This is a genomic window from Rahnella aquatilis CIP 78.65 = ATCC 33071, assembly GCF_000241955.1.
In the GTDB taxonomy this organism is placed as follows: domain Bacteria; phylum Pseudomonadota; class Gammaproteobacteria; order Enterobacterales; family Enterobacteriaceae; genus Rahnella; species Rahnella aquatilis.
Genome location: NC_016819.1, coordinates 36,195 through 50,017 on the forward strand (window position 1 = coordinate 36,195; position 13,823 = coordinate 50,017).

At 49.3% G+C, this 13,823-nt stretch carries 14 protein-coding genes and 2 pseudogenes; 5 read left to right on the top strand and 11 right to left on the bottom strand.

Translation table 11 applies throughout. From position 1 onward, the window contains the following. Positions 1-17 precede the first annotated feature (17 nt). The gene (locus RAHAQ2_RS24230) at positions 18-1,310 is read left to right on the top strand and encodes an NAD(P)/FAD-dependent oxidoreductase (RefSeq protein ID WP_014333850.1); all 1,293 of its coding nucleotides are present in this window, start codon (positions 18-20) and stop codon (positions 1,308-1,310) included. Positions 1,311-1,375: 65 nt separating this feature from the next. Here RAHAQ2_RS24230 and RAHAQ2_RS24235 read toward each other — a convergent pair whose 3' ends face one another. Together RAHAQ2_RS24235 and sacB are read right to left on the bottom strand one after the other, a co-directional pair. Next, on the bottom strand, positions 1,376-1,666 hold the full coding sequence (locus RAHAQ2_RS24235) for a phage holin, lambda family (protein ID WP_037041228.1): 291 nt from the start codon (positions 1,664-1,666) through the stop codon (positions 1,376-1,378). A 133-nt stretch (positions 1,667-1,799) separates the two neighbouring features. Then, positions 1,800-3,047: a levansucrase gene (sacB, locus tag RAHAQ2_RS24240; protein ID WP_014333851.1), complete on the bottom strand. Its 1,248-nt coding sequence runs from the start codon at positions 3,045-3,047 to the stop codon at positions 1,800-1,802. Positions 3,048-3,687: 640 nt separating this feature from the next. On the opposite strand from sacB, the gene RAHAQ2_RS25385 reads away from it, so the two are divergent. Further along, complete coding sequence (locus tag RAHAQ2_RS25385; RefSeq protein WP_014333852.1) at positions 3,688-3,900, top strand: ogr/Delta-like zinc finger family protein; 213 nt, start codon at positions 3,688-3,690, stop codon at positions 3,898-3,900. Positions 3,901-4,418: 518 nt separating this feature from the next. On the opposite strand, the gene RAHAQ2_RS24245 is transcribed toward RAHAQ2_RS25385, so the two are convergent. After that, a complete protein-coding gene (locus tag RAHAQ2_RS24245; protein WP_014333853.1) occupies positions 4,419-5,309 on the bottom strand; it encodes a LysR family transcriptional regulator in 891 nt (296 codons plus the stop codon). Between the two features lie 104 nt (positions 5,310-5,413). Here RAHAQ2_RS24245 and RAHAQ2_RS24250 point away from each other — a divergent pair, with 104 nt between their 5' ends. Continuing rightward, entirely contained in the window at positions 5,414-6,208 is a 795-nt protein-coding gene (locus RAHAQ2_RS24250) for an SDR family NAD(P)-dependent oxidoreductase (protein WP_014333854.1), read from the top strand. Positions 6,209-6,284: 76 nt separating this feature from the next. Here RAHAQ2_RS24250 and RAHAQ2_RS24255 read toward each other — a convergent pair whose 3' ends face one another. The 4 genes from RAHAQ2_RS24255 to RAHAQ2_RS24270 form a co-directional block, all read right to left on the bottom strand. Next, a complete protein-coding gene (locus RAHAQ2_RS24255) occupies positions 6,285-7,394 on the bottom strand; it encodes an epoxide hydrolase family protein (RefSeq protein ID WP_014333855.1) in 1,110 nt (369 codons plus the stop codon). A 51-nt stretch (positions 7,395-7,445) separates the two neighbouring features. Further along, entirely contained in the window at positions 7,446-9,008 is a 1,563-nt protein-coding gene (locus tag RAHAQ2_RS24260; protein WP_014333856.1) for a sensor domain-containing diguanylate cyclase, read from the bottom strand. Between the two features lie 215 nt (positions 9,009-9,223). After that, on the bottom strand, positions 9,224-9,748 hold the full coding sequence (locus RAHAQ2_RS24265; protein ID WP_014333857.1) for a GNAT family N-acetyltransferase: 525 nt from the start codon (positions 9,746-9,748) through the stop codon (positions 9,224-9,226). A gap of 3 nt (positions 9,749-9,751) precedes the next feature. Then, the gene (locus tag RAHAQ2_RS24270) at positions 9,752-10,021 is read right to left on the bottom strand and encodes a type II toxin-antitoxin system TacA family antitoxin (protein WP_014333858.1); all 270 of its coding nucleotides are present in this window, start codon (positions 10,019-10,021) and stop codon (positions 9,752-9,754) included. Positions 10,022-10,276: 255 nt separating this feature from the next. Here RAHAQ2_RS24270 and RAHAQ2_RS24275 point away from each other — a divergent pair. Further along, positions 10,277-10,543, top strand: a pseudogene (locus tag RAHAQ2_RS24275) (transposase); the annotation flags it as partial. Positions 10,544-10,635: 92 nt separating this feature from the next. Here RAHAQ2_RS24275 and RAHAQ2_RS24280 read toward each other — a convergent pair. From RAHAQ2_RS24280 to RAHAQ2_RS24285, 3 genes are all read right to left on the bottom strand, one after another. Then, the gene (locus tag RAHAQ2_RS24280) at positions 10,636-11,169 is read right to left on the bottom strand and encodes a thioredoxin fold domain-containing protein (RefSeq protein ID WP_014333860.1); all 534 of its coding nucleotides are present in this window, start codon (positions 11,167-11,169) and stop codon (positions 10,636-10,638) included. Between the two features lie 51 nt (positions 11,170-11,220). Further along, a complete protein-coding gene (locus tag RAHAQ2_RS25390; RefSeq protein WP_014333861.1) occupies positions 11,221-11,592 on the bottom strand; it encodes a hypothetical protein in 372 nt (123 codons plus the stop codon). A 149-nt stretch (positions 11,593-11,741) separates the two neighbouring features. Next, the gene (locus tag RAHAQ2_RS24285; protein ID WP_037041254.1) at positions 11,742-11,936 is read right to left on the bottom strand and encodes a hypothetical protein; all 195 of its coding nucleotides are present in this window, start codon (positions 11,934-11,936) and stop codon (positions 11,742-11,744) included. A gap of 82 nt (positions 11,937-12,018) precedes the next feature. Between RAHAQ2_RS24285 and RAHAQ2_RS25660 the strand changes: the two are divergent. After that, positions 12,019-12,191, top strand: a pseudogene (locus RAHAQ2_RS25660) (transposase); the annotation flags it as partial. 86 nt (positions 12,192-12,277) lie between these two features. On the opposite strand, the gene RAHAQ2_RS24290 reads toward RAHAQ2_RS25660, so the two are convergent. Next, positions 12,278-13,813 (bottom strand): DHA2 family efflux MFS transporter permease subunit, encoded by a 1,536-nt coding sequence (locus RAHAQ2_RS24290; protein WP_014333862.1) that lies wholly within the window; start codon positions 13,811-13,813, stop codon positions 12,278-12,280. Positions 13,814-13,823 lie beyond the last annotated feature (10 nt).

Here is a 13,823-nt window from a genome sequence, read left to right on the forward strand (position 1 = left end):
CACTTAAGAAGGTTGCTATGGCTCCGGCAATAACTCCTGTTCAGACTTCCGCCACTTTCCCTGCCGCAACGACTGTGGTGGTGATCGGGGGAGGCATCGTTGGCCTGACTGCCGCCCTGGCGCTTGCTGAACGTAAAATCCCTGTAGTTTTATTGGAAAAAGGCGCTATTGCAGGAGAGCAATCATCCCGTAATCTCGGATGGGTACGTAAGACCAGCCGTCTTGCCGAAGATATTCCGTTAGCGCTGGCGTCGGATCGGCTCTGGGCGATGATGCCGCATCGGCTGGGAAGTGATGTGGGTTACCGCCAGGCGGGGATAATGTTTGTTGCCCGCACGCAGGCGCAGATGGCTTTGTATGAAGGTTGGCTCAAATCGGTTGCGCACCTGTCACTTGACTCGCGTTTGCTTAGTCGGCACGAAATTGCTGCAATGGTCCCCGGGGGCAGAGGGCAATGGGCAGGGGGGATCTATACGCCTTCCGACGGACGTGCCGAACCGACACTGGCTGCCAGCGCGATAGCAAAAGCTGCGATCGCCAGAGGGGCCTTTATTGTGGAAAATTGCGCAGTGCGCAGCCTGACACTTTCTGCCGGGAAAGTCAGTGGTGTGGTCACCGAACGTGGAGAAATTCGTTGCGATCAGGTGCTGCTCGCCGGCGGGCTCTGGTCGAGGCGTTTTTTGGGCAATCATGGCGTATCCTTGCCGACCTTACCATTAATCTGTTCGGTATTGCGCACACGTCCGATGGCTGGTCCGACAGACATAGCGGTTGGCGCACCGGATTTTTCTTTCCGAAAACATCAGGATGGCGGGTTCATTATTACCCAGCGCGGCGCGCTGGACGCTTCACTGGTACCGGACCATCTATTGCTCGGATTACGCTATTTGCCCCAGCTGCGTGCACAGCGCGACAATTTACGTATTTCGCTGGGTAAGAATTTTTTGCATGACCTGACGCTGGCACGTCATTGGGGGGCAAAAAGTATCACGCCGTTTGAGAAGGTGCGGATGATGGATCCCCCTGCCAACCGGGCACTTAATCAGGAAGCGATGGATAATTTAATGGCAGCCTGGCCCGCATTCGCCAAAGCGGAGATTGCCGATACATGGGCTGGAGCAATTGATGTTACACCAGACTCCAACCCGGTTATCGGACCTGTAACCAGAATACCCGGTCTGACTGTTGCAACGGGTTTCTCCGGTCATGGTTTTGGTACTTCGCCAGCAGCCGGACAATTGGCGGCCGATCTTGTTTCCGGCTGTCAGCCAATTATTGATCCCGCTCCGTATCGATTTGAGCGTTTCTGAGACAGAAATGATTGATTGTCACTTTGTGCTTTGACCGAAAAGGGGATGTTAAGCCGCTCATCAGTTTACTTCCCTAATAATTTTTTCTGAATATAACTGGTTAAATATTCCCATATTTTTCTGACGCCGATAAAACCAATGATACCGCCGATACTTATCATCATATTTTTAGAGGCCCCAAAGTATAATCCTACTGAAATCGCAGTCATAGTGAGAGCTCCACAAAGTAACGCTTCGCATATCATTTCCCGTCGGGAGCCTTTCAAATATATTGTCCTGAGCAGTGCCATTAACATTGACATCATTACACCGCTGGCAGGAGAATCCTGGCGAAAAAAAAGCGTTAAGAACAACATTATTAATGGATGGTCGGGTTTCAAAATAAAGCCTTTTTACCTTTGAGGTCTGATGAGGCATATATCTTTCAGATACTATGACTCCTTTAACCTGCCCCTCCGCAAACAATATGCGGAAGGGCAGATTACCTCATTAATTTAAAATAATGTTTTTCATCGGCGGGATATACCCGTAATCAAACACGCGCTCTACAAAGGAACGGTTTCCCTTAAGGACAATTTTTACGGTAGGAGCTTCTGTCCCACCAATACGATAATTACCGTCGCTTGTCGGAACGTTATCAATAAAGGATGTCACCAGGCCATTGGGCATGACGCAATGTGAGTAGGTCTGGAAGGGCTGAGAAGGCGGATTGCCTAACACCAAACCGGAGCCGTTCATCGGAGAATACGGGCCGGTAAGGTTATCACTCAGGAAGCCGTAAACACCGTCAGGACCTGTCAGACCATCTGCATAAGTAAATTTATGACTGATAGTGAATAAGTAATATTTTCCATCCTGGAAGACAAAATGCGGGCGTTCGGTTTGATCATTCACACCGACAGCCGTGACCAGAGGTGGGAGGATTTCCCATTCGTCTCCTGAAAGATCTTTGGCGACGGCCATACCAATACAACCCGCCTGGTATCTCGCATTGCCCACATCACGATGGCCCGGGGGCAGGGTACCCATTTCCTGTTTGCCAATGACGTGAGAACCCCGTTCACCCGCCACATTTCCTTCAAATACCATGTAAAGCTTGCCATCATGAGGATCGATAAACGGGCTTGGATCCCTGAAGTTCCAGTACGGATTTTGACTTTCAGTTTGGTAGTACACGCCGTCAGCTGAAAATAATGATTTAACCTCGTTGAAACCGGCCAGCGTTACACCTTCTTCTGAGGTCAGCACTTTGCCTCTCACTTTTGCAATAGTCGCTCCCGGCGTGACGCAGGTATAATAAAGATCAATATCACCGTCTTCATTAAGCAAAATGGGAGTCCCTGCCCATTCGCGGGATGTAGGGGAGACACCTTCTGCCATCACACGCCCGCCAAAAATCCAATCTTTACCCGTACGGGAATACCAGTAACAAATTCTTGCGCGCCCGTGGCGATTATTCCAGTCACTGGTGATGTCATAATTTCCTTCTGCGTCGAGATACTCTGAATTATTGTTATTACGCTGAGCGGTAAGCGTGAAAATAACGGACCATCCGTCTACAGAAACCACCGTACCGTCTAATGACCGCAGGGGCATAGTATCCCAAATAAATACTTCATCACTCATAACCGGAAAATCGGCGTCAACAATAGGCTGGGTGGTGGTCGGGTCGTTTTCGTTGACCTTCAGAGCATCAGCACGTGTCCAGATTGTCGGTGTATAATTTAAATTTGTCATGTAAATATCCTTTAATTAAATAAGTGTTAAGACTGTTTGACGTTTGAAGTCGTAAGAATAGTTACATGATTAAATAAGGCATGCACTCAGTTGATGTTGTGCCATTATGTATACATAATTTGTATGAAATACCTTATATATATGTTTTGGCAATGGAGGTTGTGTAGTTGACTACATATTATTTTCTCATCGTCAGGAAAAGAAGCGAATTTTATCCTCTACCGGTTCATCACAAATTCTAGTAAAATTGCTAGCAACCTGGACGGGCTTACTCATTATGAATCTTCAGAGAAAAATAATCGGTTTAACTGCGAGGAATAGCGCGGAATTTTAAATAATTATTAATAAATCCTTAGGAAGAAATATTTTGAATTACTTTTCATTGTCAATTTAATTTGTTGTGTGAGGGTTAAGACAGCTATAAATTATTTAATTTTTATGGAATGTATCAGACAGTAAGTACACAACATCTTTAAGGAAAGCGTTATGTCAGGAATGATTTTATTTTCTCCTCTTTATTTTGTTTGCATCCCACCCATTTCTTCTGCGCTCTCAGTCGAAGTAAGACAATCATTACCCCACGCAATATAATTATTAACATTCAATGAGTTAGCATGATTACATTAACGAGGCTTTACCTATGATGCGTTGCCCGCTTTGCAATCACTCAGCACATATACGAACCAGTCGATACCTGTCACAGCAAACCAAGGAGTCATATTATCAATGCCAAAACATAGAGTGTTCATGCACTTTTAAAACAATTGAAACCGTTTCTAAAATTCTCTGCAGCCCAACCTTTGAAAAAACAGAAGGTGCAGGCTGTAATCAGGAAGAATCCTATTTAAAATAGCTAGCGACCACAGATTAATATTGTTTGTCATATTCTGCGCTTTTATTAAACAAATGAAAAAACTAAGGTCTTTAATTTGTTTGAGGCGCATTCTATTGATCATTTTTAGCGAGAATTAAAAATACCCTTAGTTTGATTGGGGGCGAGGCTTGAATGGAGAGGGCAATCCATCAGTAAATTTCCTGCTACTTCTTAATTAATATACGGATTGTTAATAATAAGACATAGCCTTCATATAAATAGCTGCAGTGGCCAGTGGCAAATTCGGGTATGGATTGATGGGCAATAAACAGGTCGCCAGTACTTAGCTGTAAGAGTTAAGTAAAGAATCTATTAATTGTTTGAGCAAGATTTTAAGACCTTTTAGATTAATGCTGGCTGTCCCATCACCAGGCAATAACGATAAGAAAATCGATGTCGTCCACACCGAATGGGAGGTGGCTCGGAGAACGAGAACGTACGGCGTTTGGCTGTGCGACACAACCTTCGGCAAAACTGGAATGTGAGGTGTTCGGGGGCTAAATACGCTGTGGTATCGCCTCCGCAAAAAAGTCGGTGATCCGTCGCACACGCGCCGGTACAAACCGGCGTCTCGGCCAGACGAGACTTATGTCTCTGGCGTCGCCTGTAAATTCGTCGAGAACAGTAAGGACGTCTGGATGCCGGAGATCATCGGCAAGAGAGACCTTGGCAAACCGGCCGATTCCCACGCCGGCCAGAACACCCGCTCGGATCGTTTCGACGCTGTTGGACGTGAGATTTCCGTGCACGGACACGCTAAATTGGCCCTCTGGTCCTACAAAAGACCATTGCGTTGGCTCCGCCAGGCCTCGATATACAAGGCAATTATGATCAACGAGCTCGGCGGGGGTCTTTGGCATTCCGCGTTGCTCGAAGTAGCGCCGGGATCCAACGCATACGAGGGGCGTGCTGGCCACGCGTCTGACAATCGCGTCAGGATCGTTGACGGGTCCTACACGGATCGCCAGATCGATGCCGTCCTCCACCATATTTCGCACGAAGTCAGAGAGAATGAGATCGACCTGAAGGCCAGGGTTGAGCGATAACAGGTCGGGGATAAGCGGCAAAATATGAAGACGACCGAAAGTACCTGAAGCAGCGATCCTGATCAGACCCGAGACATTGTGCGTGCTGCTGGTCAGTTCGCTGTCGGCGTCATCCATCTCGTCAAGCAGCGGTTTTGCCCGCTCGTAGTATCTCTGCCCTTGATCCGTCAGGGTCACGCTGCGTGTACTTCGGTTAAATAACGCTACACCAAGGCGTCTCTCGAGCGCGCCAATAGCCTTGCTGATGGCGGACTGTGAATCCCCCGTCCGACGCGCGGCGGCGGTAAAACCGCCTGCTTCAACCACGGCTATGAAAGCGTTTAATTCATGGAATCGATCCACCAGTCATTCCTTATAGGAATTAATATTATGCAAAACTAACGTATTATCATTGATTCCGACATCGCTCACAATGCCATTCTCTCCACAGTTGAAGGAATGGTGTCATGAATATCGATCTTACTGGCCGTAAAGCGGTCGTTACCGGGTCCACGGCAGGTATTGGCCGAGCCATTGCAGAAGGGCTGGCGCGTGCGGGCGCTGCCGTCGTCATCAACGGTCGCGGCAAGGAGCGGGTCGATGCAGTGCTTCGCGAGTTGCGCGAGCTTTACCCAAAAGGTGAGTTCACCGGCGTCTCCGCCGATCTTGCGACGCCGGAGGGTGCGGCGGAGTTGTTTGCGCGGGTGCCGGATGCTGACATTCTCGTCAACAATGTCGGCACGGGACGCATGAAGCCCTTCTTCGAAATCGGCGACAGCGAGTGGACCGATCTCTTTGAGTTGAACGTCATGAGTGGTATTCGCGCCTCCCGCCACTATGTGCCGAACATGATGAAGCGCGGCTGGGGCCGTGTCGTCTTCATCAGTAGCGAGTCCGCGCTCGCTATCCCCGTGGACTTGATCGACTACGCGATGACCAAAACCGCTCAGCTCGCCATTTCGAGGGGCCTGGCCGAGGTGGTCGGCGGAACGGGCGTCACAGTCAATGCTGTCCTCCCTGGTCCGACCAATTCGGAGATAATGGGTGGCTGGATGAAAGCGGCTGCGGAGGCGCAGGGCATCACGCAAGAGGAAGCCGAGCAGCAGTTTCTCAACACGACGCGTCCGACAACACTCATCAAGCGCTTCGCGACAACCGAAGAAGTCGCAAACCTGGTCATCTATGTCTGCTCGGAACAGGCTTCGGCGACAACGGGCACTTCCTTGCGTGTCGACGGCGGTGTCGTTCGGACAATTGCGTAAGGCGCACGTTTTTTTCATTTGCTCATCCCGGAGCCCGACGGCCTGTCTCCGGGATTGTGCCGCATCGACAACCCAGTTATTCGCGGGCAGGAAGCACCTTTCTGGCAAATTCACAGATATCATTCACAAAAATGTCAGGGGCTTCCCAGGCAGCAAAGTGCCCACCGTGGGGCGCCTCAGTCCAGTGGATAATGTTAAGCCACCGTTCTCCCCAGACACGCGGAGCCGGGAGATTATCGGCAGGAAACATGATGACGCCAGCCGGAACGTTTCCTCGCTCTGGCGAGGTTTGCATCTCATGATCTCTGGCAACTTCTGAATAGAGACGGACCGACGAGCAGGCGGTTTCTGTAATCCAGTAGAGAGTCAGGTTAGCGCATATTGCATCCAGGCCATAAACCTGTTCAATATCACCATCACTCCACGCCTGGAACTTTTCTATTATCCAGCCGGCAAGACCCGCCGGGCTGTCATTCAGCCCGTAAGCCAGGCTCTGGGGGCGGGTCCTCTGGATCATGGCGTACGCCCCTTCCTCAAACATCCACCGCTGAGCCTGTTCAAGAAAGGCCTGCTCTTCCGGCGAGGCATCGTCGGGACGTGGGTAGTCCGATCGCACATTACTCATATGAATACCGAGCAACCTTTCCGGATGGTTACGGCGCATCATATCCACAATATGTGAGCCCAGGTCGCTGCCGTGCGCGAAAAATTTGTTGTAGCCAAGATTATGCATAAGCGTGGCATAAAGCGACGCAATGCGTGTGCCGTTCATGCCAGGCGCTTCCGGTTTATCTGAAAATCCGTATCCCGGCATCGCTGGCGCAATAACGTCAAAACCTGCTGCTGTCAGCCGTGGGATCACATCGACATATTCAAAGACTGAGCTTGGCCAGCCGTTACAGAGAAGCAGCGGTACCGCATTTTTTCTCTCTGCTCTGGCGTGGATAACGTACAGACCCGTGCCGCTGACTATGGTACGGAACTGAGGAAGCTCATTCAGACGGGCTTCAGCGCTGCGCCAGTCGAATGATTCGGCCCAGTAGGTGCAGAGGCGCTGCAAAAACGTCAGATCTGTTCCCTGCAGCCAGCCTTGTCCCTTTACCTCGCAAGGCCAGCGGGTCTGCTTCAGTCTTGAGCTCAGGTCGATCAGTGTGTCTTCAGGTACGTTTATCCGGAATGTCTGCATCACTAAAACTCCTGTCTTGTCAGTATTGCTGGCTGTCTGCAGCCCGTTTTTTCACACTGAACCTTCGGCACAGACTCTGTTTCGTCCTGTACGTTTCGCCTCATACAACTGCTGATCGGCGCGATTGACAACATCTGCTGACACCAAACCTCTGTGCTGGCCTGGATAAACAGTCGTAACGCCGAAACTTGCACTGACCTGACCCCATGGCGTATCCACATGGGGGATTGTCAATGCGAGTATCCCCTCGCGAATGCGCTCAGCAACCTCGATCGCCCCTTTTATATCGGTGCCAGGCAAAATAACGACGAACTCTTCTCCGCCATAGCGTGCGACCAGGTCGCCGGCTCGGGTCACCTGCTCAGACATTACCCTGCCAATGCTGTGCAGAACGGCGTCGCCGGCTACATGCCCATAGCGGTCGTTGAATTTCTTGAAAAGGTCTACATCCAGTAAGATTAGCGAAAGGCAATCATCGCCGCGTTGCGCACGTTTAAGTTCCTGATCAAGAATTTTATCGAACATCAACCGATTTGCGATGCTGGTAAGCTTGTCCGTGTTTGCCAGTACCTGCAGGCCAATATTGTACTGTTCAAGCCCCTCGGAACGGTCATGCAGTTTTTGAGCGAGCGTGTCCCGGATACCTATTTGCCTGACAAGTTTTGATGCGAGCGATATGAACATCGCGCAGATCACCAATACCGTGCCGCCAAGGAAAAAGCTTGAGCGCTGCCATTGGCTTAATAATTCTGTTTTCGTGCGCCCGACAGCAACAATGAAGGGGTAGCCATCCACGTGCCTGTAGCTGTACAGCCGTTCGATCCGGTCAATCTTTGAGACCAGGGTTGAGGAACCGGCGTAATGCGTGGACAGAGCCTGCAGAACAGGGCCTTTAGAAATATCAGTCCCGATCAGCTTTTCTTCAAAGGGCCGCCTGTACACCAACGTTCCATCGGTAAGCGCGAGCAAGACGGTGCCGGTTTTGCCGATATCAATTTCGTTATAAATGCGTTCAAAAAAATTAATTTTGAGCGTAACGAGGACCACACCACCGAAGCTTCCGTCCGGTAGGTTAATTCTCCGTGATACCGGAATAATCCAGACGCCGGTGGACCGGCTTTTAATTGGCGGTCCGACATGTACTGCAAGGCTTCGATTAGCGCGATGGTACGTAAAGTATTCACGGTCTGCATTATTCCCTTTAACCGGGCGGTTGAGAGACGTAGCCAGCCATGTTCCGTCCGCTCCGTAGGCAAATAATCCGTGTAGTTCGGAGTTGGCCTTGGCTGTTTCAACCAGGTGAGCCTGCAGCCGGTCGAGTTCGTGTGCACCGGTACCGTCGACTTCCAGACGTTCCGAAAGATCGGTCAACGCGACACTTGCGGTTTTGAGGGTGGATTCCATCTGTACAGCGATCATGCGGGCAATATTCGTGTTGGCCACTTCAGCATCGCCCAGTTGCGCTGTGCGGGATGCTGAAATAAATGCGCCGGCGAGGACCAATAACAACAGACAGACAAGCGCTGTAGCCAATATAACCAGAGTCGTAACAGGGCGCTTCATACCGCTCAGGCGGATGAGATAGCGGTCCGAATCGTTGGAGGATGCATTCAATACAGTTCGCTCCTTCATTCAGTGAGCATGAAACCTGGGGGAGAAGTCTAGTATGGCATTAACCCAAATTTTAGATGAGCTGTATCGTCACAAATGGCTTTTTATCATCGGGTTATTATGAGGTGGCGTGAAAAGCTTATGGCTAACGTAAAGTAGTCCTGTTTGTACCGGAATGTTACACCTGTAAAATATTTAAAATCAAGAAGTTGTAATGATCATCCTTCGGGAAATAGTTTCTCAATAGATGTCGTCGGATAAAACAAGGAGTTTTCATTCTCACCTACTAAAGCTGTGAAACCCAAACTAATATAGAAATTCTTAGCCTTATCATTAAGTGCCTCGACAAAGAGCCCATGGACACCAACAGCTAAAGATGCACGATAAACAACCCGCATAGCGTGCGTAACTAGCATAGAACCATAGCCTTGTTTGTGAAGTGATTTATCTATCGCTAAACGGCCCAGAGTGACGCTGGGAACGTTATGGTAAGGCACTTTCTTCTGCTGTGTCTTAGACGGCAGCGTTGCTCTTTCAAAGCAACTGCCCGATAACGTGTAGTAACCTAAAACTTTGGGGACATTATCTTGGGTTTGAAGAACATAGCCACGTAAAATTTTCCCATTATGTTGTCGTCTTAAATGATCACTTAAAAACACATTCAAGGACGTTTCACCGCAGTCGAAGTCAGCCAGATTGTACTCGGCGTCCTCGTTAAGAATATCTATTATCAGGCCGTCCACTATTTACTCCATACTCTGTAGACGTTTTGCTGCTTGTTTCAGCCTTTCATTAGGAATCGCAGGATTGCTAATTGCATTCATCACCAGCTCCCATGATTCCTCGTTGAGGATCAGTCTACGGTGTTGTTCAATAACTTCGGCAGCACGTTCTGAGGCACTGCTCAACATAAATTGCGTGACAGACTGATTTGTCATTGCCGCCGCTTCCTCGATCATCCTTTTATCTTCGTCGTTTAATCTAAGATCGATTCGTTGTTTTTTCAGGGCGGACATACCGCACCTCCTTTGATAGGAACTAAGGCTTAAAAAATTACGAGTAAACTGAATGTGAATCACACGTACGGAAAAAATCCGTACGCTAACTATATCCTCTGGAGGATACTTTTACAACAACCGAGAGTAAATGGACCCGACGCCCATTTACTTTCATCCGGAATATAAGCCTGCCGAAAAACTGTAGTGGCATAGTAAATTTGGCCACCTGAATAGAGGTGATATCATCACCTCACAGTCAAAACAGGTGACATTATGACCGGACGTAACAGACGCAATTTTAGCCCCGAGTTTCGCCTCGAAGCTGCCCAGCTTGTACTCGATCAGCACTACACCGTTGCCGCCGCTGCCACTGCGATGAATGTCGGCAAATCCACGATGGACAAATGGGTTCGACAACTGAAAGATGAGCGAGCGGGAAAATCACCCATAGCTTCACCCATGACACCTGAGCAGATTGAGATACGTGAGCTAAAGAAAAGACTTCAACGCGTTGAAATGGAAAGAGATATCCTGTGGAAATTTACGGAATACATGGTCCTCCCGGACGTGTAATCAGCCGTATGAACTTACTGTCCTCCCCACCCCGGACCCCACAAGATATTCTCCAAAGGCTAATGCTTTAATGCCTTGAGGATTTCAGCGGGCTTTACATTCCCAATAAACACAACTGGCGAAGGCTGCATAACAACCATCACTGGTGTAACCTCAATACCGACACGATTCGCGAGTGCTGATTGCTGCTCTATTGTCCTGATGCAGGCTGGTGAAGTGTCATTATTCGGTAAAAAACCAGCCATTGCATTACGTAGGCTTTCACGTGGGGAGTTGGAGCACCAGACCCTGGCCATATCGCTGATCACTTTATCATGGATAGCCGGAGGAGCAACCGTAAGGAATGACATGGTAAGTCCAGCATCCGTATACTGCTGAACCTTTTTAACCACGTCCGAACAATAACTACATTGGTTATCGATAAAGACAACCATGTGATATTTTTCGGCAGGAGCGGTCCATGTTATGGGATTGAGTTCAACCAAGTTATCAGCGATTTCCTTGACAGATGCCTCAGGTGTTAAGGCCATTGCACTGGTTGCCATTGGCAGAGTCATAATAGTGAACAAAGATGCAAGGAAGTAATGTTTCATTTTTTTCTCTCATATTAATATAATTTTTAGATGCCATTCATTAAACAACCATCAGTTTTTTAGACGCCCGCTGATTTTAGGTAATAATACGTAATAGATGATTTCGACAATTCGGACCAGACCCACAATCATCGCTACACCCGCAATCCAGTTAGCCAGCCAAAGAGGTATTTCCAATATCGAAAAGGTGAAATACACGCCAATGCGACTTAATATGGCGAAGGTTAATAATCCGCAAAAAAATGTGGTTACAAATATAAAAACTGGAGATGATTTTTTCATGCATACCAACGTTAAATAAAATGATGATCCACCAGAACTGCCAGAAACAACGCCACCACCATCCGTCATGCCGGATGATGGACCGTTGCCATTGTAGCCGCCAGAGATATTTTCAACTTCACTCTTAGTTAGCAGACGCATATATATCTCTAATAAATTTTTTTAAGAACATTCATTATATTGGCGTGAGTTGCTCCCTCGTTTGATCTGAACCAACTTAATTAACATAGTTACTTGAAAATTTAAGTGACAAACACCAATGGAACGATGCTGGACGACTTGTGGCGTATTTAGGCAAATAATCCGTGTAGTTCGGCGTTGGCCTTGGCTGTTTCAACCAGGTGAGTCTGCAGTCGGCCGAGTTCGTGTGCACCGGTACCGTCGACTTCCAGACGTTCCGAAAGATCGGTCAACGCGACACTTGCGGTTTTGAGGGTGGATTCCATTTGTACAGCGATCATGCGGGCAATATTCGTGTTGGCCACTTCAGCATCGCCCAGTTTGACCTGCTCCCCGTTGATTAATACACCCCGCTGTGAGTAATGTCTTCATAAGCCACATGAGGACATCCCCACGAAGAAGCGTTTTTTCGACGAACAGATCATCAGTATTCTCCGGGAGGCCGAAGCCGGGGTTTCGGCCCGGGAACTCTGCCTCAGTATGCTATTTCAGACGCCACCTTTTACACCTGGTGCAAGAAGTTTGGCGGCATGGAAGTCCCCGAAGTAAAGCGACTCAAAAAGCAGATGTCAAATTCTTGTATTTGAAAACATTATAATATCAGTCACTTAAGTTCATATAATCATAATTAAGTTTTGTCTTTCATTTAATGCCCTGCCGCCGGAGCACCTGACGGACCAGAACGACTGAAGGGTGGCCGTGTGAACCAGATAACCACAATCAGCGCCATAAAACCCCAGCCTAATATCCAGAAGTAATCAATGGTCGACATCATATAGGCCTGCTGCTCAATGGTTTTATCGACAGACGCCATATTCTGCTGGGTGAGCCCCCCCATCTTCTCAATATAATTCACCGCCGCCGGGTTGTACGCAGAGACGCTCTCCGTCAGATTGGCATGGTGGAATACCTCTCTGCGGGACCAAATCCAGGTCGTCAGCGACGAGGCGAACGACCCGCCCAGTACGCGGAAGAACGTTGCCAGACCGGAACCTTCGGCGATTTCTGCACCGTTAAGATTCGACAAGACGATAGTGGTCACAGGCATAAAGAAAAACGCCACGCCAATCCCCATAAACAGCTGCACTTGCGCAATGGTGCGGAAATCCACGTCGGTGTTGAACTGTGCACGGATGAGACAGGATGCCCCCATCGTAAGGAATGACAGCGATGCCAGAATACGCAGATCAACTTTGTTGGCATAGCGGCCAATAAACGGCGTCATCAATAACGGCAGTACGCCCATGGGTGCGGCGGCGAGCCCTGCCCAAATCGCCGTATAGCCCATCTGAGTTTGCAGCCACTGTGGCAGAATAATGTTGATGGCGAAGAACGCGGCGTAGCCCAGTGTTAGCGAGAGCGTGCCGACGGCAAAGTTGCGTTCTTTGAACAAGCGCAGGTTAACAATCGGATGGCGCTCGCCCAGTTCCCAGATGACAAACGACACCAGAGAAATCGCGGAAATGACCGTCATGATGACAATTTGCAGGGAAGCAAACCAGTCGAGATCGTTGCCCTTATCTAATACAACCTGCAGCAACCCAACCCCCATCACCAGCAGCGCAATGCCAATATAGTCAATTGGCACGTGGCTCGTCGTTTCTTCACGGGCACGCAGCTGGGTCCAGACCACGAGAGTGGCAAAAATGCCGATTGGCACATTGATGTAGAAGATCCATGGCCAGGAATAGTTATCGGTGATCCAGCCTCCGGTGATGGGTCCGACGATGGGTGCGACAACCGTCACCATCGACAGCAGCGCCAGCGCCATGCTTCGCTTGCTGGGGGGGAAGATCACCAGCAGCAACGTCTGACACATCGGGAACATCGGGCCTGCGAAAAACCCCTGCAGGGCGCGAAAGATGATCAGTTCGGTCATGCTGTGCGCTAAGCCGCACAGGAACGAGCTGAGCGTAAACATCACCACCGAACCAAGAAACAACTTCAGTTGCCCGAACCGGCGGGTAAACCAGCCGGTCAGCGGCAGGGCAATGGCGTTACATACCGCAAAGGAGGTGATAACCCACGTCCCCTGGTCCGCACTAACGCCAAGGTTTCCGGCGATAGTCGGCAGCGCAACGTTTGCAATGGTGGAGTCCAATACCTGCATAAATGTCGCCAGCGACAATGCGAGCACCGCCAGCCACATAGTGGGCGGCGTAAATGCGGCCTTATCTTGCATTACGTCTCCC

What these genes read in the sequence shown, in the direction of transcription:
- RAHAQ2_RS24230 (WP_014333850.1), top strand. Translation starts at nt 18, where the DNA reads ATGGCTCCGGCAATAACTCCTGTTCAGACTTCCGCCACTTTCCCTGCC.
- RAHAQ2_RS24235 (WP_037041228.1), bottom strand. Translation starts at nt 1,666, where the DNA reads ATGTTGTTCTTAACGCTTTTTTTTCGCCAGGATTCTCCTGCCAGCGGT.
- sacB (WP_014333851.1), bottom strand. Translation starts at nt 3,047, where the DNA reads ATGACAAATTTAAATTATACACCGACAATCTGGACACGTGCTGATGCT.
- RAHAQ2_RS25385 (WP_014333852.1), top strand. Translation starts at nt 3,688, where the DNA reads ATGATGCGTTGCCCGCTTTGCAATCACTCAGCACATATACGAACCAGT.
- RAHAQ2_RS24250 (WP_014333854.1), top strand. Translation starts at nt 5,414, where the DNA reads ATGAATATCGATCTTACTGGCCGTAAAGCGGTCGTTACCGGGTCCACG.
- RAHAQ2_RS24255 (WP_014333855.1), bottom strand. Translation starts at nt 7,394, where the DNA reads ATGCAGACATTCCGGATAAACGTACCTGAAGACACACTGATCGACCTG.
- RAHAQ2_RS24270 (WP_014333858.1), bottom strand. Translation starts at nt 10,021, where the DNA reads ATGTCCGCCCTGAAAAAACAACGAATCGATCTTAGATTAAACGACGAA.
- RAHAQ2_RS24280 (WP_014333860.1), bottom strand. Translation starts at nt 11,169, where the DNA reads ATGAAACATTACTTCCTTGCATCTTTGTTCACTATTATGACTCTGCCA.
- RAHAQ2_RS25390 (WP_014333861.1), bottom strand. Translation starts at nt 11,592, where the DNA reads ATGCGTCTGCTAACTAAGAGTGAAGTTGAAAATATCTCTGGCGGCTAC.
- RAHAQ2_RS24290 (WP_014333862.1), bottom strand. Translation starts at nt 13,813, where the DNA reads ATGCAAGATAAGGCCGCATTTACGCCGCCCACTATGTGGCTGGCGGTG.